Raw genomic sequence first — 26524 nt, forward strand, 5'->3', positions numbered from 1 at the left:
CCCCGGGCGGCGGATGACTCACAGTGCAATCTCCGGCGCCGCCTCAGCCGGGCGCGTCGGCGCTGGCTTCGGTGGCACCTCCGGCGCCTGCGGTTCCACCTCCTGTACCGGCGCCCCCGGCGTCCGCTCACCACCGGTGCCCGGCGCCGCTACCTCGACCCGGGGTTCCTCTGCCTCTGGCAGCTCTTCGTCCGTCGTCGACTCCGAAACCGACTCGCGCCCTTCGTATTTCAGGTCATCCTCCGTGCCCGCCATCTCCGACACCTGACCGACCTGCTGCACGGCACTCTGCAGCCCCTGCATCATCGCCGCCGGAATCGCGCCTGCCATACCGGCCAATTGCATCGGAATCTGAGCCGCCTGCTGCGCCAATTGCATTGGCATCTGCATCATCTGGCCCATCTGGCCCATCTGGCCGGCCTGCTCAGCCGCACCAGCACCTGAGCCGCCGCCCACCCCACCACTCGTGGATCCTGCTTGAGTCTGCGCGCCGTCCAACTCGCCCACGCGCTTCAGAATCTCTTCGGCAAGCTGCCGGTCGGCCGCGTCGTACATACCCGCCGCGGTCAATACATTCTGCGCGTAGCGCATCAGCTCCTCTTTGGTCACCGGCAACTGAGCCAGCACCGGGTCCACCACTTCGGCCACCTTGCCCGCAATCGCGACCGACAGCGCGTCGCCACCCGATGGACTGAACGAGGCCGGCGGAGGCGGGATCGCCGCCGCCAGCGCCTGCAGCCTGTTGCCAGCCTCAAGCACCAGCTGCGCATCGATCCGCAAAGTCTCAGTCATCGATACCCCGCACAGCCGCCATCTCGGCGCCGAGTTGATTGGCAAGCCCGTCAGGCGTCACCTCGGAAATGCTACCGGAACAGCAACCCCTTCAATTGCACGAATTTTGAGGCCCGAAGCGCGGTCCACGCCAACCCACAACACCGTGGTCTACCAGCTAGAACTTGTGAACTGCCACGTAGAAGAGTTACTAGTCCAGCCGTTCCCACGCCCGGACTGTGCCAGTAATAGCGTCCACAGGCCCGCGCACCAGCAAACAATGTGACGGCTTAAAGCGCGATGGGGCAGTAGTGGGCCGCGGCGCGCCGAAGGTGACAAAATCCAACCAACAGGTAGTCACACCAGCCACAACTGCCTCAGAAAAAACATCAGATGATATCTCGGCGCGCCTCGGACCGTTTGCCTGACCTCCGGTATTTAATGGCTTCGTAGAGGGCACTGCGTTATGGTGGAGCCCTGATCAGCAACCTATATCGACACAGGAGTCAGTTCCGTGTACCTCAACCCGCTTTCTCGGTCACGGGTGAGTCGAATCGCCTGGTCACTTTTCCGTCATCCCTTGAAGAGCCGTGGTTTTCCCGCGAAGGCTGAGCGCCTGATCACCCGCGACGAACTCCTTCGGTACGGCTTCTAGCGAACTCGCCAGTCACGGCCCTTTGGTGGCGGCCGGTCGTGAATCGCTCGTTTGCCGGCCGTTACCTGATTGTGATCATTGCCCGTCGAGTAGGCCTGAGGTCCTGATCTCTTGCGCCAACGGCTCCAGAACCCGGGAATCGTGCGGCGGTGGCAGGTAGACGATCGCGAGGTCCAGGCCCTCTTTCCCCAGCTCCGCGGCCTCCTCGATGACCTCGCCGTAGTTGTGGTCCGGGTTCAGCCGGACATGGGCCGACAGCATGATCTCGCTGGGATCGCGACCGATGTCCGCGCAGTGCGCGGCCAACACATCGCGTTTGCGTGCGAACACATCCGGGGGCCCGCCAACGAAATTCCAGTGCTGCGCGTACTTGGCCGTGATCTTGAGCGTGCGCTTCTCCCCGTTGCCGCCGATGCAGATCGGCGGGTGCGGCTGCTGCGGCCCCTTCGGTTCGTTGCGCGCATCTTTGCGTTGGTAGAACTTGCCGTCGAACGTCGTGGTCTCCTGGCTCAGCAGCCCGGGGAGCACCTCGCAGGCTTCCTCGAAACGATCGAAGCGCTCCTTGATGGTGCCCAACTCGATGCCGTAGGCACCGGACTCCTCTTCGTTCCAGCCTGCCCCGATGCCGAGTTCCAGTCGGCCGTTGGAAATGATGTCCAGCGACGCGGCCATATTGGCGAGGACCGCCGGATGGCGGTAGTGAATACCGGTCGCCAGCGTCCCGAGCCGCAGGCGCTTGGTTGCCTGCGCCAGCGCCGTCAGCGTGATCCAGCCTTCCATGCACGGGCCGGTCGAGTCGGAGAAGATCGGGTAGAAGTGGTCGAAAGTCCAACCGGACTCAAAGATCTCGATGTCGTCGGCGGCCTGCCAGACTGCCAGCATGTCCGCCCAAGTGGTGTTCTGCGGGGAGGTTTTGAATGCGAAGCGCACCTCGTCGAGCGTAGTGGCAGTTATCCGGCTTCACCGTACTCGTCGAACCAGTGGGCGAGCTTTCCGCGACGGCTGACTGCCCGCAGCCTCCGTTCGGTGGCCTCCCGTGTCTTGCTCGTGGTGACGATGAGCAGTTCATCGCCGATCGCGAGCCGGGTGTCGGGCTGTGGCACGAACGTGTGTCCGTCGCGGATGATCAACGTGATCACGCTGGGATCGGGTAACCGCAGTTCGCGCACGGTGACATTGTGCAGGCGCGACGGTGCGTGCACCGTCATCGTGAGCAGTTCGGCCTCGAGCACGTCTAGCGGAGCCGATTCCACCTGAATCTCGCGGGTGGCCTCCTTCGAAATCAGCCCCAACCGTCGGGCCACCAGCCCCAGGCTGGGCCCCTGCACCAGGGTGAACACCACGACGAGGATGAACACGATGTTGAGCAGCCGAAGGCTGTCGGGAACTCCGCCGACGATCGGAAACGTCGCCAACACGATGGGTACCGCGCCCCGCAGGCCCGCCCAGGACACGAAAAGCTGTTCGCGCCAAGGTATTCGGAAACCGGCGAGTGAGATCGCGACGGACAACGGCCGCGCGATCAACAACAGGACAAGCCCGATGGCGATCGCGGGCAGCACCTCGGCGGCCAGATCGCCCGGGTCCACCAGCAGACCGAGCAACACGAACAGGCCGATCTGCGCGAGCCAGGCGAGTCCCTCGGCGAACGAACGGGTAGCCGAGCGGTGCGGGAGCCCCGAATTGGCGAGCACCAGTCCAGCCACGTACGCGGCGAGGAACCCGCTGGCGTGTGCCGCGCCCGCCGTCGCAAAGGCCACCATGCCGAGGCCGAACGCCGCGAGCGGATACAACCCGGAAGCGGGAAGCGCGATCCGGCGCAGACCGAAAGCACCCACCACGCCGGCGACCACGCCGATCACGCCCCCTGCGGCCAACTCGTAGGCCACCTCCACGAGCGTGTGCACCGGAGACAGTTCCAGCGGTGCGGCGCTGAACAACAGCACCAGGATGACGGCCGGGGCGTCGTTGAAGCCCGACTCGGCTTCGAGCAATCCCGCGACGCGGCGCGGCAGGGGCACGACCCGCAGGACCGAGAACACCGCGGCCGCATCGGTCGACGAGACGATCGCGCCCAGCAGCAACGCCAGTTGCCAGTCCATGTCCAGCAGGAGATGGGCGCCCGCCGCAGTGACGATCATGGTGACGCCGACGCCGACGGTGGCCAGCACGCCCGCGGGCGCCAAAACCTTGCGGATGTCGGCGAAATGGGTGGTCAGGCCACCCTCGATGAGGATGATCGCCAGCGCCACAGTGCCCAGATGGTCGGCGAGCAGGTAGTTGTCGAACTGCAGTCCCAGCCCGTCCTCGCCGACGATGACGCCGACGGCCAAGAACAGCAGCAGGCTCGGTAAGCCGATGCGGCTGGCCGCCCGCGTGGCGACGATACTGGCCAACAGCACGAGTCCACCCGCGAGCAGCACCAGGTACAGCTGATGCAGCGTCATCTCTTCCCCGTTCGGGACCGGGTGGCTGGTGCGATGTGCAGTCAACACCTACCACGGCAGTTGGATAAGTCAGTATGAACTGGTGTTCCGCCCCTGGAAGCGCGCCGCCGAAGCGTCAAGTGGCGCCGAGGAACGCCGGTCGATGCGCATCGGCATCACGGGTGCGGGAGCGGTCGGCCGCTCCGTCGCCCAGGAGCTGATCGACTACGGGCACAAGGTCTTGCTGATCGAGCACCGAGTCGGGCACTACGAGCCGCACACGGTGCCCGACGCCGACTGGATGCTGGCCGACGCCTGCGAGCTGGCGGTGCTGCAAGAGGCGGGGATCCAGACCTGCGATGTGGTGATCGCCGCGACGGGCGACGACAAAGCGAACCTGACCACGTCGCTGCTGGCCAAGACCGAGTTCGGGGTGGCCCGGGTGATCGCGCGCGTCAACGACATGCGCAACCAGTGGTTGTTTACCGAGGCGTGGGGCGTCGATCTCGCGGTATCCGCACCGGCGGCCCTGGTCGGTGCGATTGAGGGCGCGATCGACATCGGGCATGTGATTCGGTTGATGGAACTGCGGCAGGGTCAGGTCAGCTTGGCCAAACTGACGCTGCCCGAAGGGGATCCGTTGGTGGGTCGGCGGATGGCGGAGTTGCCGATGTTGGAGAACAGCGCGCTGGCGGTCGTCATCCGGGAAAGCGGGATTGTTGTCCCGACGCCCGACGATGTCCTGGAAGCCGGCGACGAGATGCTCTTTGTCGTCGGCGGCGGCCTGGCGAACCAGGTCTCCGCGCTTGTTCAGGGCGCCATCGAACCCCTCGGCGACCAGGCTCACCCCGCCGGCTGATCGATTTTCCGGCCTCCGAACTATCTGATAAAGTTTTCAACTAATAAATTTGTCGAAACGTCATTTTTTCAGGAGTCCAGGGTGGAGCCGCTCTACAAGCTCAAGGGTGATTTTTTCAAGACCCTCGGTCATCCGGCCCGTGTCCTGATTCTGGAGCTGCTGGTCGAAAAGGACCGCTCCGTGGGTGAACTGCAGCCGGAGGTCGGCTTGGAACCCTCGAACCTGTCGCAACAGCTGGGCGTGTTACGTCGGGCCGGGGTCGTGACGGCCCGCAAGGAGGGCAACAGCGTCATCTACTCCATCGCCTCACCGGACATCGCCGAGCTGCTCGCGGTCGCACGCAAGGTGCTGACCACGGTGCTCAGTGACCGTGTCGCCGTCCTGGAGGACCTTCGTGCCGACACCGGGGGTGAGTAATGAGCTGGCTGCGCAAGATATTTCGCATCGGGCGCATCGTCGCGCCGAAACCGCCGGCACCGGAGCAGACGGTCGAACCGCCTGCGGGCGTGCGGGGTTCGGTGCAGATCCGCCACGTCGACGCGGGTTCCTGCAACGGCTGTGAGGTGGAGATCGGCGGAGCGTTCGGCCCGCTCTACGACGCCGAGCAGTACGGGGCACGCCTGGTGGCCTCCCCTCGGCACGCCGACGCCCTGCTGGTCACCGGCGTCGTCACCCGCAACATGGCCGAACCACTTCGCAACACCGTCGAGGCCACCCCCAAACCGCGGGTTGTCATCGCGTGTGGTGACTGCGCCCTGAACCGGGGCGTCTTCGCTGACGCCTACGGGGTGGTCGGTGCGGTCGGCGACGTGGTGCCTGTCGACGTCGAGATACCGGGCTGTCCGCCCACCCCCGATCAGATCGTCGCCGCTCTGCGATCGGTGACCGGCAAGTGACCGCTACGCTGGCGGCTCCATCAGGGAGCATGCGAAAATCGGTGTCCCGCAGCGGCTTCAGTGTCACCACAGGACTGAGCACCTCGGCCGTCGGCGCCATCGGGGTGTGGCTGGGCCTGATCGCCGTGTTCGGCCCCGCCCGTGACGTGCGCATCGGCTGGTTGCTGCCGTTGGCCGGGGTGCAGCTGCACCTTGATCCGCTCGGCGGGTTCTTCATGGCGTTGACCGGCGCGGTCGCGGTGCCGGTCGGAATCTACGCGATCGGATACGCACACGAGCTGAGCCGCACCGCGATGACCGTGCTTCCCCTGTTCGTGGCCGCCATGCTGCTGGTGCCCGCGGCGGGTTCGGTGACGACGTTCTTGTTCGCCTGGGAGCTGATGGCCATCGCCTCGCTGGTCCTGGTGCTCACCGACCACACCCGGCCCCGGGTGCGTTCGGCGGCACTGGTTTACGCGGTGATGACCCAACTCGGGTTCGTCGCGATCCTGGTCGGCCTCATGGTGCTGTCCGCGGCGGGCGGCGCGGACCGCTTCGCGGACCTGGGCGGTATGTCCGAAGGCACGCGGACGACGGTCTTCCTGCTCACGCTCGCCGGCTTCGGCTCGAAGGCCGGTCTGGTACCGCTGCACGCCTGGTTGCCGCGGGCCCACCCCGAAGCGCCGAGCCCGGTGTCGGCGTTGATGAGCGCGGCGATGGTGAGCCTCGGCATTTACGGCATCGTGCGCATCGACCTGCAGCTGCTCGGACCTGGACCCCGCTGGTGGGCGCTGACGCTGCTGGCCGTCGGGGCGGCGTCGGCGCTCTACGGCGTGCTGCAGGCTTCGGTGGCGACGGATCTCAAACGGCTGCTTGCGTATTCGACGACCGAAAACATGGGTCTGATCACCTTGGGGCTGGGTGCGGCGACGTTGTTCGCCGACGCCGGTGCGGGCGCGCCTGCGACGATCGCGATGACCGCGGCCGTGCTGCATCTGCTCGCGCACGCGGCGTTCAAGTGCCTGGCGTTCTTGGCCGCGGGGTCGGTGCTGTCCGTGACCGGGCTGCGTGATCTCGACCGGCTCGGCGGGTTGGCGCGGCGGATGCCTGCGACGACCGCGCTTTTCGGCGTGGCGGCCCTCGGGGCGTCCGGGTTGCCGCTCGGCGCCGGGTTCGTCAGCGAGTGGCTGCTGCTGCAGTCGCTGATCCGCGCACCGGGCAACGACGTGGTGGTCTCGCTGATGGGCCCGCTGGCCATGGGGGCGGTCGCGTTGACGGCGGGCCTCGGGGTGGCCACCATGGTCAAGGCGTTCGGCATCGGCTTCCTGGCCCGGCCGCGTTCCGAACCAGCGTCCGCGGCAAAGGAATCCCCGCGCACGATGGTCGTCGCCATGACCATCGCGGCCGTCGGCTGCGCGATGATCGCCGTACTGCCGGGGTTGGTCGCGCCCGCACTGAGACGTGTGCTCGAGACGCTGCCGGCCGCGAAGAGTGTCGACTTCACCGATTTCGGCATTCTGATCCAACTTCCTGGTGTTCCGGGATCGCTTGCGCCCGCGGTGATCGCCGGCGCGCTCGTGCTCGCAATCCTGGCCGTGGTGGTGGCCAGCCAGTGGCGATCCCGCCGCCGACCCGCCGCCGAACGGCTACCGTTGTGGGCGTGCGGCGCGGGCGATCTGACCGCCCGAATGCAATACACCGCAACGTCGTTCGCCGAACCGCTGCAGCGGGTGTTCGACGACGTCCTTCGGCCCGACACCGCCATCGAGGTCACCCCGACCGCTGAGTCGCGGTACATGGCCGACCGCGTCACGTACCGGAACCGGATCGGCGACGCGATCGAGGAGCGGCTCTACACACCGGTCGTGCGCGCGGTGGCGGCCGTCGCCGCGGTGGTCCGTCGCGCACACACCGGCAGCGTCCACCTCTACCTCGCCTACGGCGCGCTGGGTGTGCTGATAATCCTGGTGGTGGCCAAATGAGCCTGATGTCATATCTTGCGGGCGTCGCCCAACTCGCCACCGTCGCCCTGGGTGCGCCGTTGGTGATCGGGTTGATGCGCCAGGTCCGCGCACGCTGGGAAGGCCGCGCAGGCGCCGGGGTGCTGCAGCCGTGGCGGGATCTGCGCAAACAGCTTGGCAAACAACAGATCACGCCCGAGGGCACCACGCTGATCTTCGCCGCCGCGCCGTTCGTGCTCGCCGGCACCACGCTCCTGATCGCAGCGATCGCCCCGGTGGTGGCCACCGGGTCGCCGCTTGATTCCAGCGCCGATCTGTTCGCCGTCGTCGGGCTGTTGTTCCTGGGCACGGTCGCGCTCACCCTCGCAGGCATCGACACCGGTACCTCGTTCGGCGGCATGGGCGCCAGCCGCGAGACCACCATCGCCGCTCTGGTGGAGCCGACGATCCTGCTGGCGGTCTTCGCATTGTCGATCCCGGCCGGATCGGCGAATCTGGGTGCACTGGTGGCCAATACGTTGGACAACCCGGGCCAGGTGGTGTCGCTGTCCGGTGTGTTGGCGTTCGCCGCGCTGGTGGTGGTGATCATCGCGGAAACGGGCCGGTTGCCGGTGGACAACCCCGCCACCCACCTCGAGCTGACGATGGTGCACGAGGCGATGGTCCTCGAATACGCCGGGCCGAAACTGGCCCTGGTGGAGTGGGCATCGGCGATGCGGCTGACCGTGTTGCTGGCGCTGTTGGCGAACCTGTTCCTGCCGTGGGGAATTGCCGGTGACCAGCCAACCGCACTTGCGGTGGCAGTCGGGGTGGTCGCCGTCGCGGTGAAGGTCGGGGTGCTGGCGCTGCTGCTGGCCAGCGTCGAGGTGTTCATCGCCAAGTTGCGGCTGTTCCGGGTGCCCGAACTGCTGGCCGGCTCTTTCCTGCTTGCGTTGCTCGCGGTGACCGCGGCCAGCTTCTTCATGGTGGGGGCCGCATGATCGACTCGAACTTCATCACGCTCATAGGGTTCGCCGCGGGCGGGCTCACGCTGGCCGCGGTGCTCATCGTGTGGCGGCGTGACCTGCGTGCCATCGTCCGCCTGTTGGCATGGCAGGGCGTGGCGCTGGCCGCGATTCCGGTGGTGCGCGGTCTGCACGACGCCGAGCTCGCGATGGTGGTGGTCGGCGCCGCGGTGCTGGTGCTGCGCGCCGGGGTGCTGCCCTGGCTGCTCGCCCGTGCGCTGGCCGCCGAGCAGGAGGCGCAGCGTGAGGCGACCCCGCTGGTGAACACGGCCACCTCGCTGCTGATCGCGGGGGTGTTGACCATCGTGGCGTTCGCGATCACCCGCCCGCTGGTCGACCTGGCGCCCGACCCCGTAGTCAACGCTGTTCCCGCGGCGTTCGCGGTGATCCTCATCGCGTTGTTCGTGATGGCAACGAGGCGACACGCCGTGTCCCAGGCGGCCGGTTTTCTCATGCTGGACAACGGGATAACTGCTGTGGCCTTCCTGCTGACCGCTGGTGTACCGCTGATCGTGGAACTCGGCGCGTCGCTGGACGTGCTGTTCGTGGTGTTGATCATCGGGGTTCTGACCGGCCGGTTGCGGCGGGCATTCGGCGGTGCCGACCTCGACCGCCTGCAGGAGCTGCGGGACTGATGACCACACTTCTGCTCGCGCCCGTCCTCGTGCCTGCCGCCGCGGCGGTGGTGAATCTCCTTGCCGGATGGCGGCGTTGGACCGCGGCGCTGTCGTTGGTCTCGGCCGCCACGGTGCTGGTCTGCGGCATCGTGCTCGCCACCCGGGTCGGTTCGGCCCCGCACTTGGCGCTGGGCGGCCTGCTGCGCGCCGACGCGCTGTCGGTCACCATGCTGATCGTCATCGGAGTGGTGGCCACCCTGTCGACATGGGCCAGCATCGGCTACATCGGCGCCGAACTCGGACACGGTCACACCGACGCCGGCGGCGCCCGGCTCTACGGCGTGCTCACCCCGGCGTTCATCGCGTCGATGGCACTTGCGGTGAGCGCCAACAACATCGGGGTGATCTGGGTCGCTGTGGAGGCCACCACCGTCGTCACCGCGTTCCTTGTCGGGCACCGCCGCACCCGCGCCGCGCTGGAGGCGACGTGGAAGTACGTGATGATCTGCTCCGTGGGCATCGCGGTGGCGCTGCTGGGCACCGTCCTGATGTACTTCGCCGCTCAGCACGCGGGCGCACCGGAGGCGCAGGCGCTCAACCTAGACGTGCTCGCGGCGTACGCGGCCGGACTCGATCCCGGTGTGGCGCGGCTCGCGGGCGGGCTGCTGCTCATCGGTTACGGTGCCAAAGCCGGCCTGTTCCCGTTCCACACCTGGCTCGCCGACGCGCACAGCCAGGCCCCGGCACCGGTGTCGGCGTTGATGAGCGGTGTGCTTCTGGCCGTGGCGTTCTCGGTGCTGTTGCGCATCAAACCGGTCATCGATGCCGCGACCGGGCCCGGCTTCCTGCGCACCGGGCTGATCGTGCTCGGCCTGATGACGCTGCTCATCTCCGCGCTGATGCTGGTGGTCACCGGCGACGTCAAGCGCATGCTCGCCTACTCGTCGATGGAGAACATGGGGCTGATCGCGATCGCCGCCGCGGCAGGCACACCGCTGGCGATCGCGGGCCTGCTGCTGCACGTTTTCGCCCACGGTGTCGGCAAGACCGTGCTGTTCCTGGCCGGCGGTCAGCTGCAGATGGCGCACGACTCCACCGCGATCCGCGACATCAGCGGTGTGGTGCGCCGCTCCCGGATAATCGGCGGGTCGTTCTCGGTCGGATTGATTGTGCTGCTCGGACTGCCACCGTTCGCGATGTTCGCCAGTGAACTCGCCATCGCGCGCTCGCTCGCCGACGCCGGCTTGGGCTGGGCACTTGCCGCGGCGATGCTCTTGGTCGCGGTCGCGTTCACGGCGCTCGTGCGCAATTCGGGGCGCATGCTGCTCGGGACGGCACCCGCCGGCGCGCCCGCGATCGCCGTGCCCGGCTCGGTGGCGGCGGCGCTGGTGGTGGGCGTGGCGGTATCGATCGTCCTTGGTATCACGGCGGGTCCGCTCACGGAGCTGTTCGCCGACGCCGCAACCCTGCTCGGAGGGTTGCGATGAGAAGCTATGTACGCCATCGCATCTCGCGAGAGCTCCTGCGGGATAGGGCCGAGGAGCTCTTCGGGTCGGGATTCCGGCTCGCGCTGGTGGCCGGCCACGACGACGGCGACGGTGCGCTACGGGCGGTGTACTTGTTCCTCGCCGGTCATCCCGACCGTCGGGTGGAACTCGAATGCGTCCTGCCGCCAGGCGATCCCGAAGTGCCGTCGCTGGCATACCTGTCGTTTCCGGCCAGCCGGTTCGAGCGGGAAATGGCCGACCTGTACGGGATCCGCCCGGTTGGACATCCGCGCCCCCGCCGGTTGGTCCGGCACGCGCACTGGCCGCAGGATTGGCATCCCATGCGCCAAGACGCCGGCCCGCCACCGGAATTCGAGCCGAGGGGGCGTTTTCCGTTCGTCACCGTGGAGGGTACGGGCGTGTACGAGATCCCGGTGGGGCCGGTGCACGCCGGACTGATCGAGCCGGGCCACTTCCGGTTCTCGGTGGTCGGCGAGACGGTGCTGCGGCTCAAGGCCCGGCTGTGGTTCGTGCACCGCGGCGTGGAGAAGCTGTTCGAGGGCACACCCGCCGACGGGGGAGTGGCGCTGGCCGAACGGGTCAGCGGCGACACCTCGGCCGGCCACGCGCTGGCCCACAGCCTCGCCGTCGAGGACGCCCTCGGCATCACGCTTCCCGACGCCGCACACCGGCTTCGAGCCCTCGTCGTCGAACTGGAGCGGCTCTACAACCACGCCACCGACCTCGGCGCGCTGGCCAACGACGTCTCACTCGGGATCGCCAACACCCACGCGCTGCGGATCAAGGAACGCCTGCTGCGCCTCAACGCCGAGGTGACGGGCCACCGTCTGCTGCGGGGCGCCATCCGCCCCGGCGGAGTGGTGTTGCGCACGCTGCCCGACCGCGTCGTGCTGCGGGAAATCGCGGCCGACCTGGCAGAGGTGGCCGAGCTGACCCTGCGCAACAACGTCGTCTACGACCGGTTCGCCGGGACCTCGGTGCTCGCCAAGGACGACGCGCGGGCTCTGGGATGTCTCGGCTACGCCGCCAGGGCCAGCGGGGTCCGCACCGATGCCCGCGTCGACCACCCGACCACCGAACTCCCGGTCACCGAGGCCGGCGCGACCACCGGCGACGTGCTCGCCCGGTACACGGTGCGACGCGACGAGTTCGCCGCATCGGTCGAATTGGCGTGCGCGCTGATCGAGTCACACCGCGGACCGCTCGTACACCAGGAACCGGTCGACGGCCGCGGTGGGTCGTCCAGTGGTGTCGGCATCGTCGAGGGCTGGCGCGGCACCATCGTGCACCGCGTCGAGGTGGACACCGACGGGAAGCTCACCCGCGCCAAGGTCGTCGACCCGTCCTGGTTCAACTGGCCCGCCCTTCCGGTGGCGATGGCCGACACGATCGTTCCCGACTTCCCGTTGACCAACAAGAGCTTCAACCTGTCGTATGCGGGCAACGATCTGTGACGTCGCGATGAGTTAGGGACGCTGCGGTGGTCGGTATCCACATGATCGACTTGACCAGGGCCTGCCGACGCACCGCCGACGTGTTGGCCGCCGTGACCGACGACCAGCTCAGCGCGCCGACCCCGTGCGAGGAGATGCGCCTCGACGAGCTGTTGGTTCACATCGGCGGCCTGTGCCTGGCGTTCACCGCCGCGGCGCGCAAGGAGTTCGGCCCGTTGACCGACACGCCTCCCCAGGTGGGCGTCCAGGCGCTCGACGACGACTGGCGCGCGTCGTATCCGGCCCGGCTCGCCGCACTCGCCGACTCCTACGCTGACCCGTCGGCCTGGCAGGGGATGACGCGGGCGGGCGGCGTCGACTTCCCCGGCGAGGTGGGCGGGCTGATCGCGCTCACCGAGGTCGTCGTGCACGGATGGGACGTGGCGCGCGCCACCGGGCAGCCCTATGACGTCGACGCCGCGACGGCGGCCGCGGTGTTGCCGCACGTCACCCAGAGCGCCGCGGAGGGGCCGGTCGAGGGCCTGTTCGGGCCCGCGGTGCCGGTGAGCGACGACGCGCCGGTGCTGGACCGGATCGTCGGGCTGACCGGACGCGACCCGGGGTGGCCCACCCGCTGAGCGGGCACACTGGAGACATGGACCCCGTCATCGCCCTGCGCCAGATCGCCTACTACAAGGACCGAGCGCGAGAAGATCCCCGCCGGGTGATGGCCTACCGCAACGCCGCCGACATCGTGGAGGGCTTGTCCGAGGCGCAGCGCGAACGCCACGGCGCGGCGAACTCCTGGCAGTCGCTGCCCGGTATCGGGCCCAAGACGGCAAAGGTGATCGCGCAGGCATGGGTCGGGCGTGAACCCGACGTGCTCGTCGAACTGCGTTCCAATGCAGCAGATCTCGGCGGCGGTGACGTGCGCACGGCGCTGCGCGGTGACCTGCACGTGCACTCGAACTGGTCTGACGGCTCCGCGCGGATCGAGGAGATGATGCTGGCGGCAAGGGATTTGGGTCACGAGTACTGTGCCCTGACCGATCACTCGCCGCGGTTGCGGGTGGCCAACGGGCTGTCGGCCGACCGGTTGCGCAAGCAACTCGACGTGATCGACGAACTGCGTGAGGCTGTGTCGCCGATGCGTATCCTCACCGGTATCGAGGTCGACATCCTCGAGGATGGCTCGCTCGACCAGGAGGAGGACCTGCTCGAGCGCCTCGACGTGGTGGTGGCCAGCGTGCATTCCAAGCTGGCGATGGACGAAGCATCGATGACGCGCCGCATGCTTCGGGCCGTGGCCAATCCGCACACCGATGTGCTCGGCCATTGCACCGGCCGCCTGGTCACCGGTGGGCGCGGTGTCCGGCCGGAGTCGAAGTTCGACGCCGAGAAGGTGTTCACTGCATGCCGTGACCACGGCACCGCCGTCGAGATCAACTCCCGGCCCGAGCGCCGCGATCCGCCCACCCGGTTGCTGAGCCTGGCGCTGGACATCGGCTGCGTGTTCTCCATCGATACCGATTCGCATGCCCCGGGACAGCTGGAGTTCCTCGGATACGGTGCCCAGCGCGCGCTCGACGCGGACGTGCCGCTGGAGCGGATCGTCAACACCTGGCCGGCCGAGAAATTGTTGGCCTGGACGGAATCATAAAACGACGCTAACGTAAACCGCGTTCGCGTCGATTCGCTCCGCGGCTATCACAAGCGGCGTCGATAGCTAATCGAAATGTGCGGAAAATACTTTGTCGATAATGGCGTCAGAATATGCTCGGCCGCAGGAATCTGCATGTTCATGGAGCATTTTCACTAATTCCTGAAGCAATTAATCCAAATCGTTATACCTGCTCACAAACCCTTGCTACCGTCGCACGTTGAATGCATCTGAGGATGGGCTGGCGTACCGGTGTAGTGCGCGATCGGGGAAAGGGGTAACTCGATGGTCGCTTCAAGAAACATCGAAGGTGTTCCTAGCAATGTCCAATGGCCAAATTTCCGCGGCCTGGAAGCGGTAAATTCAGCTACCTACGCGCGTTATGTGGGCCGAGTTGGTGCCCTGGCGGTGGCGTTGGGCGTCGGCGTCGCCGTCGCGACGGGTGGCTCGGGATTGGCCCTGGCCGACACGGGTTCAGCGGGCGATTCGCCGAGTTCCGGGACATCGTCGAGTGACGGCACGCAGACGGAGAGCGCGAGCGTCGACGATGAGGCTGATGGTGACGACGACGGCGACGGCGTCGACCCCGATGTCGATGATGTCGCTGACGCCGAGCTGTCCGCCGACGCCGCCGTGGCCATCGACGATGAAGAGTACGAAGACTACGACGATGCCGACAACGTCGACGAACCGGAAACAGACGTCGACGACCAGGAAGATGCGGTTGAAACTGTCGAGCCGGAATCCTTGGTTACTCAACGTGATTCCGGCCTGCAGGTCGATCTTGATGGGGGTTCGGAACGTATCGGCGATACGGTGTCTGTCGCCGAACCCGCCGATGACCGCTACGCCGACGAGCTGACCGAAGAAGTACAACAGCCGGCAGAGTCGTTGACGAGCCGGGTGCGTGTGGACACCCTGCTGGATGAACCTGCTTCTCAGCTGTCGACGGTCTTGGCGGACGACGAGCCCACCCCGACGCCGACGCCGACGACGACCTCGAGCGACGTCTTCGGGATTGCGGGCACATGGGTGGCCGCGCTGCTGGCGCCCTTCGTGGCGCCGGGGCCGAAGGCGCCTGCCGAACCGCCGTTGATATGGGCACTGCTGGGCTGGGTACGTCGCGAATTCCAGCGCACGTTTCTGAACCACACCCCGACCCCGGTGGTCGATGACATCACCACTTCGGAGGACACCCCGATCACCGTCGACGTCGTCAGCGGCACCGATCCCGATGCGGTCGTCGGTGATGTGGTGACCCTGACCAAGGTGACCCCGCCGCAGAACGGGACGGTGACCTACGACGGCGGCGTGCTGACATACACCCCGAATGCCGACTTCCACGGCACCGACACCCTCACCTACACCATCTCCGATGAAGCCAGCCCCTTCCACGTTCATGGGCTGCTGCGGGGTCTGTGGGCCGCCCTGCTCGGCGGCGACGCAGGTCATGCCAGCACCGCCACCGTCACCGTGACGGTCGCCCCGGTCAACGACGCACCCGAGGCGGTCGACGACTTCGTGACCGTCGTCGAGGATTCCGGGGTGACCGCAATCGATGTGTTGGGTAACGACACCGACGTCGACGGTGACGCCCTATCGGTCATCGGCGTCGGGGCTGCGGCGAACGGCATCGCGTCGTTGACCGACGGGGTGGTCACCTATGCCCCGGATGCGGACTTCCACGGCACCGATACGTTCTCCTACACCATCTCCGACGGCATGGGCGCCACCGCCACCGCCACCGTGACCGTCACCGTGACCCCCGAGCAGGATCCGCCGGTCGCGGGAGACGACACCTACACCACCCAAGAGGACACCCCGATTACCATTCCCGCACCTGGGGTGTTGGGCAATGATTTCGACGCCGACGGGGACTTCATGTTGGTGGAACTCGCCGACCCGCCCGGTGAAGGGATCGTCTCACTCGAAGCCGACGGGTCGTTCACCTACAGCCCGAACGCTGACTTCCACGGTATCGATTCGTTCACCTATACCGTTTCTGACGGTAATGGTGGAACGGGCAGTGCCACTGTGTATGTGACCGTCGACTCGGTCAATGACGCCCCGGTGGCGGTTGATGACTTCGTGGCGGTCGACGAGGATTCCGGTGCGACGGTCATCGACGTGTTGGGGAACGATTCCGATGTCGACGGGGACGCGCTCTCGGTGACCGCCGTCGGCACCGCAAGCGGCGGCACGGTCACGTTGGTCGACGGTGTCATCACCTACACGCCGGACGCCGATTTCCACGGTACCGATTCGTTCACCTATACCGTTTCTGACGGTAACGGTGGAACGGCCAGTGCCACTGTGCATGTGACGGTCAATTCCGTCAATGAGGCTCCGGTCGCCAACGACGACGATGTGTCAACGAACGAGAACACGCCAATCGTTATCGATGTGCTGGGCAACGATTACGACGTCGATACGGAAGACGAGCTGGCGGTCTCGCTGCTCTGGCCGCCAGCCCACGGCATCGCTGTGGTCAACGAGAACGGCACGGTCACCTACACGCCGGACACCGGCTACCGTGGTATCGACACGTTCACCTACCAGCTCGACGACGGCACCGATACAAGCAGCATCGCCAGGGTGACGATCACGGTTCATCGGGCGCCCCTTGTCGCCAACGACGACGATATGGTCACCGACGAGGACGCTTCCGTTGTCATCGACATTCTCGCCAACGACTCCGATCCCAGCGGCGAAACCATCACGCATGTCTTCATCAACTCACCGACCAACGGTACTGTCCACGTGCTCGGTACAGTGCGACCCACGCTGAGGTACGTCCCTGGACCGGACTTCTTCGGCGTCGACAGCTTCACGTACACGGTGATGGACGTCTATGGTCGCGACGCCACGGCCACCGTCACCATCACGGTCAATCCCGTCAACGATGCACCCGAGGCCGTCGATGACAACGTCACGGTCAGGACGAATTCCGGACCCACTGTCGTCGACGTGCTGGGCAACGACTCCGATGTCGACGGGGATGATCTTTCGGTGACCGACGTGGGGACCGCGACCAACGGCACCGTCAGCCTGTCCGATGGTGTGATCACCTATACGCCGGACCCGGATTTCGCTGGTGCGGACTCGTTCACGTACACCATCACCGACGGCAACGACGGGGTCGCCACGGCGACGGTGCGTGTGTGGGTGCACAATCCTCCGGTCGCCAACGACGATTTTGCGTCGACAGAGGAGGGCATGCCGGTCGTTATCGACGTGCTGGGCAACGACTTCGACCCCAGTGGGGGAGAACACCTTTCGGTGCGGCTTTTCCAGCAACCCAGTATGGGCACCGCTGAACTGAACGACGATGGCACGATCACCTACACGCCGACCGCCGGCTTCCTCGGCCTCACCCGCATCGGGTACGAGATCGAAGACGGCACCGGTGCCCGCTCCCAGGCATTCGTCAATGTCGAGGTGCGTGAGCGAACGCTTGTCGCCCGTGACGTCGCCGTGGACATCGACGAGAACAGTCCGCAGAATATTCACATCATCTTTCATGACAACCTCCCCGGCGAAGGCACGGACATCTCTATCAGAGTCGACAATCCCGGCAACGGCGTTGTTCGGTTCGTGGAACGCAACGGCGAGGTGTTCAGGCTGGCGTATACCCCGCAACCGCAATTCGTCGGAACCGACAGCTTCACCTACCAATTGGTGGGGGCCGATGGCCGGGTCAGCCACCCCTATACCGTGACCGTCACGGTCAACCCCGTCACCGGCGGTCCGCGGGCGCTCGATGACACCGTCGTCGTTGACCAAGACTCCGATGCCGTTGAGATCGATGTGCTGGCCAACGATTTCGACGTTGACCGGCAAGAACTGACGGTGGTCCACGTGAGCGGCGCCCGAAACGGCACTGTCACGGTGAACGACGGTGTGATCACCTACCGGCCGAACACCGGCTTCGATGGTGTCGACTCGTTCACCTACACCGTCGCCAACAGCTTCGGCGTAGCGGCGACTGCGACCGTGGCGGTGACCGTCAAGGACGCTGAGCCCATCACCTTCGACGACGAAGTGGTGCCGTCGCAAACCTTCCTTGATATGCATGCCAACCTGATTCATGTGCTGACAGATGACGAACTGCGGATCGTCCACCGCGGGACCGGCAGGTGGGACATCATCGAACTCGGCGCGACGCCATCGAGCGTCACGGTGACTTCCCGCGGTGATTACGCCTATGTCGGCACGTCGGATGGCGCTGATGTCACGGCCGTCGCAAAGATCGACCTCCGCACGGGCGCCTCGACGGCGATCGGCGAAGTCGCCCAACCAACGGCCATGGCACTGAACCGTTCTGAGCGCAAGCTATACGTCGCGAACTATCAGGACGCCACCGTCTCGGTGATCGACACGCAGACAGGGGAACAGCAGATCCTGGATATAGGTCTGCGGAGCAATTCCATCGCGGTCAGCGAGTTCGGCGAGACCCTGTACGTCGGGAGTATCAACAACGAAGTGTGGGCGGTCAACGGTGAGACCGGATCGAAAGAGCTTGTGTACAGCGGTGCCTGGGATGAGACGACCGTCGCGGACCTGAGCGTCACCGCGGTGCGCAATTTCGTATATGTGGCCGATGGGCTCAACAAGAGGGTGGCCGTCATCGACACCTCTACCAACGAGACCTACGCCGTCTACGACGTCTGGGACAGTCCCACGGGCGTGATCGCATCGCGCTACGGCGGGGTCGTACTCGTCGCGTCCCGTGCCGAGAACAAGATCGCGGTCATCAGCCTGGAACTCGGCGTGCTCGGCGCGTTCGAGGTCGGTGGCGATCTCATTGACATCGATTTCGCGGACACCTTCCAGGACGACGCTTATGTCACGACGCGCGAAGGTATTTCGAGAATTCGGACCGCGGACATCTATTATCTTTTCCGAACGGACCAGCTGTGAGCGCCTGCCTGGCCGGCCGCGGCCGAGCCGCGTACCGCTTCGGCTTAGACTCCACGCATGGGCGCTGATCTCGGTGTCGACACCACCGTCACCCTGCTCGCTGCGGGGCTGATCTTCCTGCTGGCGCTGGTGCTCGGCGTGTGGAAGTACCGGCAGATGGCCACGGCGGAGAACCACCTCGCGCACCCGTATGTGGACATCGCGCACCGCGCGGCGCTGCTGTACTCGTTCGCCACGCTGCTGATCGCGGTGTTCGTCGAACTCAGCCGCTGGCCGACGTGGGTTAACCTGACCGCGGCGATGGTGGCGGTTTTCTTCTTCGTCGTCGCGATCGCGAGCTACATCAACCACGGCGCCCGCCGCGACACCACCAACCAGTTCGCGCGCCCCACCGCGGCGTTGCACGCCGGGATGGTGGCGCTGATCATCGGTGAGATCGGCGGTTTTGCGGTGCTTTTCGCGGGATTTGTTGCCGCGCAGTTCTTCTAGTCCGGCAGCTGCGGCATCTCCAGGCCCGGGTCGCGACCGAGCAGCACCCCGCGAGTGAGTGCGGCGTTTCCGTAGCGCTGCCGCACCTGGTCGACGGCGGCGTCGAGCGCGAGCGGGTCCGCGTGTCCCCAACTCACGTGTGGGCCCACTTCGAACGGCAACTCCAGCTGTTGTGCGCCATCGCGGTCGATGCCTGACACCGCGAAGCCGATCAACGTGAGACCCCGCTCGGCGATCAGCGGAGCGGCGGCCGCCACCAGCGACCGCACGGTGGCCAGGATCGCGTCCGTCGACGCCGTCGCGCGCGGCATCGTGTGGGATCGGGTGGCCCGGCTGAAATCGTCAAACCGCAGCCGTAACACCACCGTTCGTCCGGTGCGACCGGCCTTGCGCATTCGGCGGGTGATCCGGTCGACGAGGTTGACGACGACGGCGTCGACCTCGACCGCCGACATCGCGTTGCCGGCCCGGCCGAGCGCGCGTTGGGCACCAACCGAGCGGCGGCGCACGCCGGTCACCACCCGGCGCCGGTCGATGTTGCGGGACAACGCGAACAGCCTGCTGCCCATCGCCCCGCCGACCAGCGAGCCCAGCGTCGACTCGCTGAGCTCGGCGACGTCGGCCACCGTCTCGATGCCGTAGTTGTGGAGCTTCTCGGCGGTCTTGGCGCCCACGCCCCACAGCCGGCGCACCGGCAGCGGGTGCAGGAACGCCAGTTCCCGGTCGGGCGGAACGAGCAGCAACCCGTCGGGCTTGGCCTCCTGGCTGGCCACCTTCGCCAGGAACTTGGTGCGGGCGATGCCGACCGTGATGGGCAGCCCGACCCGGCTGCGGACCTGTGCCCGCAGCCGTGCCGCGATCTCCACCGGGGTACCCGAGACCCGCGCCAGCCCGGAGACGTCGAGGAAGGCCTCGTCCACGCTGAGCGGTTCGACCACCGGCGTGGTGTCGTCGAAGACCTCGAACACCGCCCGGCTGGCCTCGGTGTACGCCGACATGCGCGGGGGCACGACCACGGCGTGGGGACACAGCTGCCGTGCCTGACGGCCGCCCATCGCGGTGCGCACGCCGTAGGCCTTGGCCTCGTAACTCGCTGCCAGCACGACCCCGCCGCCGACGATCACCGGTCTGCCGCGCAGCGCGGGGTCGTCACGCTGCTCGACGGACGCGTAGAACGAATCGAGGTCCGCGTGCAGGATCGCCGCAGCCGACTTTGACACGAACATATGTTCGCATCGCGGGACGACAATCCGCGGTCAGTGCGGGGATTTGCCGTAGATGCTGGTGACCCAGATGTGGGCCAGTGTGTCGACGAGGTTCTCGGAGCTGACCGCTGGTTGCTGCTCGGCGAACGCCGCCAGCATCGTCCGCTCGTTCATCAGGTTGAGCGCGACGGCCAGGTCGGCCGAGGGGATGGTCTCGGGAGCCGCGCCGCGGGCGCGTTCGGCGTCGATGGACTCGGCGGTGTGGTCGATCCACTTCTGCATGAAGTGCGACCACACCTCCCGGATCTCGGGGTTCGACGGCCGGGCTGCGGCGCCTGCGAGGGTCACGGCCCGATGCGAGCCGAACGTCTCGAACAGCGCGTTGATCGCCTTCCACACCCCGGCCGGGTCGACGGCGGCGTCCCTGCCGCCCATGGCTTGGTCGGCGTTGCGGTCCGCCTCGTCGATCACCTGCCGGACGAGCGCCAGCACGACCGCGTCCTTGGACGGGAAGTAGAAGTAGAAGGTCGGCCGCGAGATACCGGCACCTTTGGCGAGGTCGTCGACCGAGATGTCCGCCAAGCCACGCTGCTCGAGCAGGCGCTCGGCGGTTTCCAGAATCGCCTGCTCACGTTCGTCGCCCGACGGCCTGCTGTTGCGGCGGGCTCGGACGGCGCGGGGCTGGCTGCCGGTGGTCACCTACGAAACTTTACACGATGTCGAAACTTTCAACATACTGTTGACTCTATCGACACTGTGTTGATAACTTGACAGCATGACCGAATTTGTCGACGTCGTAATCGTGGGTGCGGGCATCTCCGGCATCAGCGCCGCCTGGCATCTGCAGGACCGCTGCCCGGACAAGAGCTACGTGATGCTGGAGCGTCGCGAGAACCTGGGTGGCACCTGGGACCTGTTCAAGTACCCGGGCATCCGCTCGGACTCCGACATGTTCACTCTGGGTTTCCGGTTCAAGCCGTGGACCTCGGAGAAGGCCATCGCCGACGGCCCGTCGATCATGGCCTACCTGAAGGAGACCGTCACCGAGTACGGCATCGACAAGCACATCCGTTTCAACCACAACGTGTTGTCGGCGGACTGGTCCGACGACGAGAACAAGTGGACCTTGCGCGTCGCGCGCGACCGGCAGGAAGTCGAGATCAAGTGCTCCTTCCTGTTCGCCTGCAGCGGCTACTACAACTACGACGAGGGCTATCTGCCGAAGTTCGAAGGCTATGACGACTTCGAAGGCGCTTTGGTCCATCCGCAGCACTGGCCCGAGGACCTCGACTACCAGGGCAAGAAGATCGTCGTCATCGGCAGTGGCGCCACCGCCGTGACACTCATTCCCGCACTGGCCGATTCGGGCGCGGGCCATGTGACGATGCTGCAGCGTTCGCCGACCTACATCGGCACCCTGCCGGACGTGGACCCGTTCACCGTGCGGATGAACAAGACCCTGCCCGCCAAGGCCGCCTACGTCGTGAACCGGTGGAAGAGCATCCTCTTCCAGTGGGTGCAGTACCGTCTCAGCAGGCGGTTCCCGAACTTCATGCGCAAAACGCTGATGACGATGGCGCAGCGCAGGCTGCCCGAAGGCTACGACGTCGAGAAGCACTTTGGCCCGCGGTACAACCCGTGGGATGAGCGGCTGTGCTTGGCACCCAACGGGGATCTGTTCAAGACGATCCGCGACGGCAAGGCCGACGTCGTCACCGACACCATCGAGCGGTTCACCAAGACCGGGATCAAGTTGACCTCGGGCCAGGAACTCGAGGCCGATATCATCGTCACCGCAACGGGTTTGAACCTGCAGCTGTTCGGCGGTGCGACGATCTCACGGAACGGCGAGCCGATCGAGCTCAACAACACCATGGCCTACAAGGGCATGATGTTGACCCACATGCCGAACCTGGCGTTCACCATCGGCTACACCAACGCTTCGTGGACGCTGAAGGCAGATCTGGTGTCCGAATTCGTCTGTCGCCTGCTCAATTACATGGATGCCAAGGGATATGACACGGTCGAACCGCAGCATCCCGGTAACAGCGTCGACGAACGCCCGCTGATGGACTTCACCCCCGGCTATGTGCTGCGTGCCCTGGACTATCTGCCCAAGGCCGGCCACGTCACGCCGTGGCGGCTCAAGCAGAACTACTTCCTGGACCTGCGCCTCATCCGCCACGGCAAGGTCGACGACGCCGCGCTGAAGTTCAGCAGGCACCGTGCGCCGGTGACGGTCTAGTCCTTCAGCGAGCGCGCTCAAAAGTTGATCACGACGATGCCGTCGTCGTCGCTGTAGGCGATGTCGCCCGGCGTGAACACCACGCCCCCGAACCCGACGGGGATATCCCGTTGCCCGGCACCGGTTTTGGTGCTCTTGCGTGGGTTGGTGCCGAGCGCCTTGACGCCGATGTCGAGCGTGCGCAGCGTCGCGGCGTCCCGCACGGCACCGTTGATGATCAGCCCGGCCCAGCCGTTCTGCACACCCAGGCCGGCGATGAGGTCGCCGACCAACGCGGTGCGCAGCGAGCCGTCGCCGTCGATCACCAGCACCCCGCCGTGACCGGGTTCGGACAGCACCGATTTGAGCAGCGCATTGTCCTGAAAGCACTTCACCGTCGTGATCGTCCCGGCGAACTGCGCGCGACCCCCGAACTGGCGCAGCTGCAAATCACAGCTGCGGACGTCGGGTCCGATCTCGTCGACCAGGTCTGCGGTCGGGCGGGGTTCGATGCTCACCGCTCGATGCTAGCGACGATGATGTCGCGGACCCACTGAGCCAGGCCGGGTTCGGCGTCGTTGTAGAAGCTGCCGTAGCGCTCGTCCTCGACATACAGGTCACCGAGGCTGCGGTGCATGTCGTCGGTGCAGTCGTAGAACCGCTCGATGTTGGCCCGGTGGCGCGCAGCCAGTTCGTCGGCCGCTGCCGAACCGGGTTCGACGCCGTCGCGCTTGGCGGCCGCGAGCGCCGCCAGAAGCGCATCGTTCTCCGCCTTGAACTCGATCCAGTCCTGCTTCGTCATCTGCGCGGTCCGCTGCTGCGATTGCCGCCACGCCTCGGTGCCGCCCCAGCGTTCTTCGGCTTCGGCGGCGTACTCGTCGGTGAACGCCTCGGTGCCGAAGATCTCGACCTGTTCCTCGGCGGTGAGTTGAACCCCACGGCGGTGTGCGCTCATCAGTTCCTCCACTGCTTTGATCGTGTGCTGTAGCCGGTCGGCCTGCTCCAGCAGCAGCCGGTGCTGTCGCTGGAGGCCGCTCGAGCACGTCCGCGTCCCCGTCGAGCAGGGCGCGGATCTGTCCGAGCGGCAGCCCGACCGCTCGGTACACCAGCACCAGATGCAGTCGTTCGATATCGGCATCGGTGTAGCCGCGGTGGCCCGCCGAGGTGCGGATGCTCGGCACCACCAGGCCGATGTGGTCGTAGTGGTGCAGGGTCCGCACCGAAACCCCGGTGAGGGCGGCTACCGCGCCGACGGTTCTGGCGTCCATGTCGCCACTATCGACCCTGACGTCGCGTGAGGGTCAAGTTCTACGGCGCACCAGCAGCACGACGAGGATGGCCAGCAGACCGGCCGCGACGGCGGCTGCGATGGGCAGCCGCGACGATTCCGGGCCGGGCGGTGGAAGCGGTTCGGGTCCCGAGACCGGGTTGCTCGCGCTGGCCACGGTTGCCTTCGCCTGTGCCGCGGCGACCTTGGCGGCCGACGTCAAGCTCTCGTCGGGGGTCGGCGCTTTTTTGGCGGGCGCTTTCTTGACCGGGGCCTTCTTCGCCGCGCCGTTCTTGGCCGGAGCCTTCTTGGCGGGGGCCGCCTTCTTCGCGGGCGTCTTTTTCGCCGCCTTCGCGGGGGCTTTCTTGGCCGGCGTCTTCTTCGCTGCCTTCTTGGCTGCCTTGGCCGGCGGTTCGGACTGCGCGTCCGGCACCGGCGGTCCCGACTCGGAGGCCGGCGGCGTGCCTTCCGGCTTCTCGTCGGGTCGGCCCTGCTGGTCTGCCATCGGGCTGCTCCTTTGCAGTTTCTGTGTCTCGGCCGGCAACGGTTCCATCATGCCAGGTCGGCCACGTGCTAACCGGTGACGGCCAGTCCGGCGGCCAGGGCCAGCGCGACGGCCATCATCGACAATTCGACCACCGACCGTGACCGCGACACCACCGCGGTGGCCCGGTGGGCGCGCGCGGCGGGCAGCCACATCGTCCTGTTGCGCCAGCCCAGCACCACCAACGCGGCCGTCATCGCGATCTTCGCCGACAACACCCGCCCGTATCCGGTGGCGTACAGGTCCGCGGCCGAATCCAGTCGCACCGCGGCTCCGAGCACCCCTCCGGCCAGCAGCGCCACCACACACCACAGCGACAACGTCGAGAAGCGCGGCAGCAGCCGGGCCCACTGGCCGCGATGCTCGACCGTGAGCAGCAGCGCGGCCAGCACGCCACACCACAGCGCCGCCGCCAACATGTGTACCGCCACCGCGAACCCACCCAGCGCGCTGTCGGAGAAGTGTCCCGTCAGCGGCCGCGCCACCACGCCGATGGCGGCCACCCCGGTCAGCATCACGACCGTCGAGATCGCACGGGGCGCGGCGAGCGCCGCGACGCACACCACCGCCGCCGCGGCCAGCGCCACCAGCCCGGCCCGCCCCGCCGTCGTCGCGACCACGAAATCGGCCACCGTGCCCATGTCGAGCCGCAACACCCGGATGCCCGCGGTCTGCGCGGCGGCCACCACCAACCTGGTCAGCTCGGACAGCAGCCAGACCCCGGCACTGGCGGCCAGCGGCGGTGCGGCCCGGGATACCAGCTCAGCGCGGTACCGATCCCCATCGAGCATCGGCACCGCCGCCAGCCCCAGCGCGACGACCGCCGCACAGTCGGACACCGCGCGCACCAGCGTTTCGGTCAGCGAGGCCTGCGGGTAGGCCAGGGCCCACGCCAGCGCCGCCGCGGCCGCCACGACCAGCGCCCCGCCGGCCACCGCCCTGCACCGCGTCACGTGCGGCGCCGCACCGCCCACAGCACGCCTGCGCCCACGATGAGGACGACGCCGACGTAAAGCGGCCACATCGGGAAGCCGTTGCCGGCCGGTTCGTCCGCCGTGGTCGCCGACGGCCCGGGCGTCCCGGTGCCCGCCACCGTCAGCTCGAAGCTCCACGAACCGGAGACGACGTGCCCGTCAGCCGAGGTCGCCCGGTAGTTCACGGTGTAGGTGCCTGCCGGACCCAGCGGGCGCACCCCGACGCTGAGGACCGCGCCCTCGACCGTGGGCTCCCCGGTCGACCACAGGTTGCCGTCGGGTCCCACCACCGTCATCGCCGCGAACTGCGGCTGCATCGCTTCGTTGAACGTCGCGCTGACCGTGGTCGGCGCTTCCGTCAGCTCGGCGTTCTCGGCGGGGTCGGTGGCGATGCGGGTGGCGTGCGCGGACGCGTCCTGGGCGCCCACCAGCGCGCCCGTCGTCAGCCCGAACAGCAAAAGAGCCGCCGCGAGAACGTGTTTCATGACCGCCTCCTTGTCAGTGCGACCGTCACCGCCGCTGCCGCCACCGCCAGCGCGCCGCCGGCCAGCCAGCGGGCCGTGGTGTCGGCCGCCGTCGGCTGGGCGGGCGCGGGCTGGGCGAATTCCAGCGCAGGGACCGGGTATTCGGGTTCGCCGCCGTCGGACAGCGGTGGCTGGTCCCAGCGCACCACAGTGCCGTCCGAGTAGGTCTGGGTGGTTGGGAAGCTCACCGATTCGGCGTCAGGCAACTTGACCGAGATCCGAAACAGCGCGAACTGTTCGGGCGAGATGCCAGTGCCGGGCGCCGCCGTCCAGGTGACGGATCGGACGGTGCCCGCGGCGACGTCGCGATCCAGGCGAGCCGTCCAACCCGGCATCATCTCGGTGCGCACCGACGTCACCTCGGGCAACTCGACGCTCAATTCGGTTGTCAGCGCCCCGGTGTCGGACTCACCGGGCACCCGGAACGTCACGGTTGCGGTGCTGCCGGGGGTGGGATGGTCGGCCTCGGCATGCACGTGCGCCGACGCCGCGCCGGCGGTCGCCAACCCACCGACCAGCACGGTCGAGGCCGCCGCGGCCGCGGTGATGAGGGCGCGCGAGGACGCCCTTGCAATGGAACTCATTGGTTGATGCTTTCTGGTGTCGAG

At 66.9% G+C, this 26524-nt stretch carries 23 protein-coding genes and 1 pseudogene; 13 read left to right on the forward strand and 11 right to left on the reverse strand.

What is annotated here, in order from left to right:
- Positions 1-18 precede the first annotated feature (18 nt).
- The 3 genes from G6N28_RS12495 to G6N28_RS12505 form a co-directional block, all read right to left on the reverse strand.
- Positions 19-792, reverse strand: a complete 774-nt coding sequence (locus tag G6N28_RS12495) for a hypothetical protein (protein ID WP_163900684.1) — start codon at positions 790-792, stop codon at positions 19-21.
- A 709-nt stretch (positions 793-1501) separates the two neighbouring features.
- Positions 1502-2356: an LLM class F420-dependent oxidoreductase gene (locus G6N28_RS12500; RefSeq protein WP_163900686.1), complete on the reverse strand. Its 855-nt coding sequence runs from the start codon at positions 2354-2356 to the stop codon at positions 1502-1504.
- 20 nt (positions 2357-2376) lie between these two features.
- Positions 2377-3873, reverse strand: coding sequence for a potassium/proton antiporter (locus G6N28_RS12505; protein ID WP_163900688.1), 1497 nt, complete (start codon positions 3871-3873; stop codon positions 2377-2379).
- A 142-nt stretch (positions 3874-4015) separates the two neighbouring features.
- On the opposite strand from G6N28_RS12505, the gene G6N28_RS12510 reads away from it, so the two are divergent.
- The 12 genes from G6N28_RS12510 (at position 4016) to G6N28_RS12565 (ending at position 19178) form a co-directional block, all read left to right on the forward strand.
- Positions 4016-4711 carry a potassium channel family protein gene (locus G6N28_RS12510; RefSeq protein ID WP_163906181.1) on the forward strand — a complete coding sequence of 232 codons (696 nt, stop codon included), beginning with the start codon at positions 4016-4018 and terminating at the stop codon, positions 4709-4711.
- A gap of 81 nt (positions 4712-4792) precedes the next feature.
- A complete protein-coding gene (locus G6N28_RS12515; protein WP_163900690.1) occupies positions 4793-5128 on the forward strand; it encodes a lsr2/espR transcriptional regulator in 336 nt (111 codons plus the stop codon).
- Complete coding sequence (locus G6N28_RS12520; protein WP_163900692.1) at positions 5128-5607, forward strand: NADH-quinone oxidoreductase subunit B family protein; 480 nt, start codon at positions 5128-5130, stop codon at positions 5605-5607. Before G6N28_RS12515 ends, G6N28_RS12520 begins: the two co-directional genes overlap by 1 nt.
- Positions 5608-5636: 29 nt before the next feature.
- Positions 5637-7568 (forward strand): proton-conducting transporter transmembrane domain-containing protein, encoded by a 1932-nt coding sequence (locus G6N28_RS12525; protein ID WP_163900694.1) that lies wholly within the window; start codon positions 5637-5639, stop codon positions 7566-7568.
- A gap of 5 nt (positions 7569-7573) precedes the next feature.
- Positions 7574-8527: a respiratory chain complex I subunit 1 family protein gene (locus tag G6N28_RS12530; RefSeq protein ID WP_163906183.1), complete on the forward strand. Its 954-nt coding sequence runs from the start codon at positions 7574-7576 to the stop codon at positions 8525-8527.
- The gene (locus G6N28_RS12535) at positions 8524-9186 is read left to right on the forward strand and encodes a hypothetical protein (RefSeq protein WP_163900696.1); all 663 of its coding nucleotides are present in this window, start codon (positions 8524-8526) and stop codon (positions 9184-9186) included. The genes G6N28_RS12530 and G6N28_RS12535 overlap by 4 nt, the downstream gene beginning before the upstream one ends.
- On the forward strand, positions 9186-10655 hold the full coding sequence (locus G6N28_RS12540) for a proton-conducting transporter transmembrane domain-containing protein (protein WP_163900698.1): 1470 nt from the start codon (positions 9186-9188) through the stop codon (positions 10653-10655). Before G6N28_RS12535 ends, G6N28_RS12540 begins: the two co-directional genes overlap by 1 nt.
- Positions 10652-12130, forward strand: a complete 1479-nt coding sequence (locus G6N28_RS12545) for a hydrogenase large subunit (RefSeq protein WP_163900700.1) — start codon at positions 10652-10654, stop codon at positions 12128-12130. The genes G6N28_RS12540 and G6N28_RS12545 overlap by 4 nt, the downstream gene beginning before the upstream one ends.
- Positions 12131-12171: 41 nt before the next feature.
- Complete coding sequence (locus G6N28_RS12550; protein ID WP_163900702.1) at positions 12172-12747, forward strand: TIGR03086 family metal-binding protein; 576 nt, start codon at positions 12172-12174, stop codon at positions 12745-12747.
- Positions 12748-12764: 17 nt separating this feature from the next.
- Complete coding sequence (locus tag G6N28_RS12555) at positions 12765-13769, forward strand: PHP domain-containing protein (RefSeq protein WP_163900705.1); 1005 nt, start codon at positions 12765-12767, stop codon at positions 13767-13769.
- Positions 13770-14153: 384 nt separating this feature from the next.
- Positions 14154-18689, forward strand: coding sequence for an Ig-like domain-containing protein (locus tag G6N28_RS12560; protein ID WP_163900707.1), 4536 nt, complete (start codon positions 14154-14156; stop codon positions 18687-18689).
- Between the two features lie 57 nt (positions 18690-18746).
- On the forward strand, positions 18747-19178 hold the full coding sequence (locus G6N28_RS12565; protein ID WP_163900709.1) for a hypothetical protein: 432 nt from the start codon (positions 18747-18749) through the stop codon (positions 19176-19178).
- Here G6N28_RS12565 and dinB read toward each other — a convergent pair.
- Both dinB and G6N28_RS12575 read right to left on the reverse strand, forming a co-directional pair.
- Positions 19175-20404 (reverse strand): DNA polymerase IV, encoded by a 1230-nt coding sequence (dinB, locus tag G6N28_RS12570; protein ID WP_163900711.1) that lies wholly within the window; start codon positions 20402-20404, stop codon positions 19175-19177. The genes G6N28_RS12565 and dinB overlap by 4 nt on opposite strands.
- A gap of 30 nt (positions 20405-20434) precedes the next feature.
- Positions 20435-21082 carry a TetR/AcrR family transcriptional regulator gene (locus G6N28_RS12575; RefSeq protein ID WP_163900713.1) on the reverse strand — a complete coding sequence of 216 codons (648 nt, stop codon included), beginning with the start codon at positions 21080-21082 and terminating at the stop codon, positions 20435-20437.
- A gap of 76 nt (positions 21083-21158) precedes the next feature.
- Between G6N28_RS12575 and G6N28_RS12580 the strand changes: the two genes are divergently transcribed.
- Positions 21159-22628, forward strand: a complete 1470-nt coding sequence (locus G6N28_RS12580; protein ID WP_163900715.1) for a flavin-containing monooxygenase — start codon at positions 21159-21161, stop codon at positions 22626-22628.
- Between the two features lie 17 nt (positions 22629-22645).
- On the opposite strand, the gene rraA is transcribed toward G6N28_RS12580, so the two are convergent.
- The 6 genes and pseudogenes from rraA to G6N28_RS12610 all read right to left on the reverse strand — a co-directional run bounded on the left by rraA (position 22646) and on the right by G6N28_RS12610 (position 26500).
- Positions 22646-23125, reverse strand: a complete 480-nt coding sequence (rraA, locus tag G6N28_RS12585; RefSeq protein WP_163900717.1) for a ribonuclease E activity regulator RraA — start codon at positions 23123-23125, stop codon at positions 22646-22648.
- A pseudogene (locus G6N28_RS12590) lies at positions 23122-23875 on the reverse strand (MerR family transcriptional regulator). The gene rraA and the pseudogene G6N28_RS12590 overlap by 4 nt, the downstream one beginning before the upstream one ends.
- Before the next feature lie 33 nt (positions 23876-23908).
- Positions 23909-24379 carry a hypothetical protein gene (locus G6N28_RS12595; protein WP_163900719.1) on the reverse strand — a complete coding sequence of 157 codons (471 nt, stop codon included), beginning with the start codon at positions 24377-24379 and terminating at the stop codon, positions 23909-23911.
- A gap of 68 nt (positions 24380-24447) precedes the next feature.
- Positions 24448-25371, reverse strand: a complete 924-nt coding sequence (locus G6N28_RS12600) for a CopD family protein (RefSeq protein ID WP_235674555.1) — start codon at positions 25369-25371, stop codon at positions 24448-24450.
- A complete protein-coding gene (locus G6N28_RS12605) occupies positions 25368-25877 on the reverse strand; it encodes a copper resistance CopC family protein (RefSeq protein WP_163900724.1) in 510 nt (169 codons plus the stop codon). The genes G6N28_RS12600 and G6N28_RS12605 overlap by 4 nt, the downstream gene beginning before the upstream one ends.
- Positions 25874-26500 (reverse strand): YcnI family copper-binding membrane protein, encoded by a 627-nt coding sequence (locus tag G6N28_RS12610; RefSeq protein ID WP_163900725.1) that lies wholly within the window; start codon positions 26498-26500, stop codon positions 25874-25876. Before G6N28_RS12610 ends, G6N28_RS12605 begins: the two co-directional genes overlap by 4 nt.
- Positions 26501-26524 lie beyond the last annotated feature (24 nt).

It is taken from the genome of Mycolicibacterium pulveris (assembly GCF_010725725.1).
Taxonomy (GTDB): domain Bacteria; phylum Actinomycetota; class Actinomycetes; order Mycobacteriales; family Mycobacteriaceae; genus Mycobacterium; species Mycobacterium pulveris.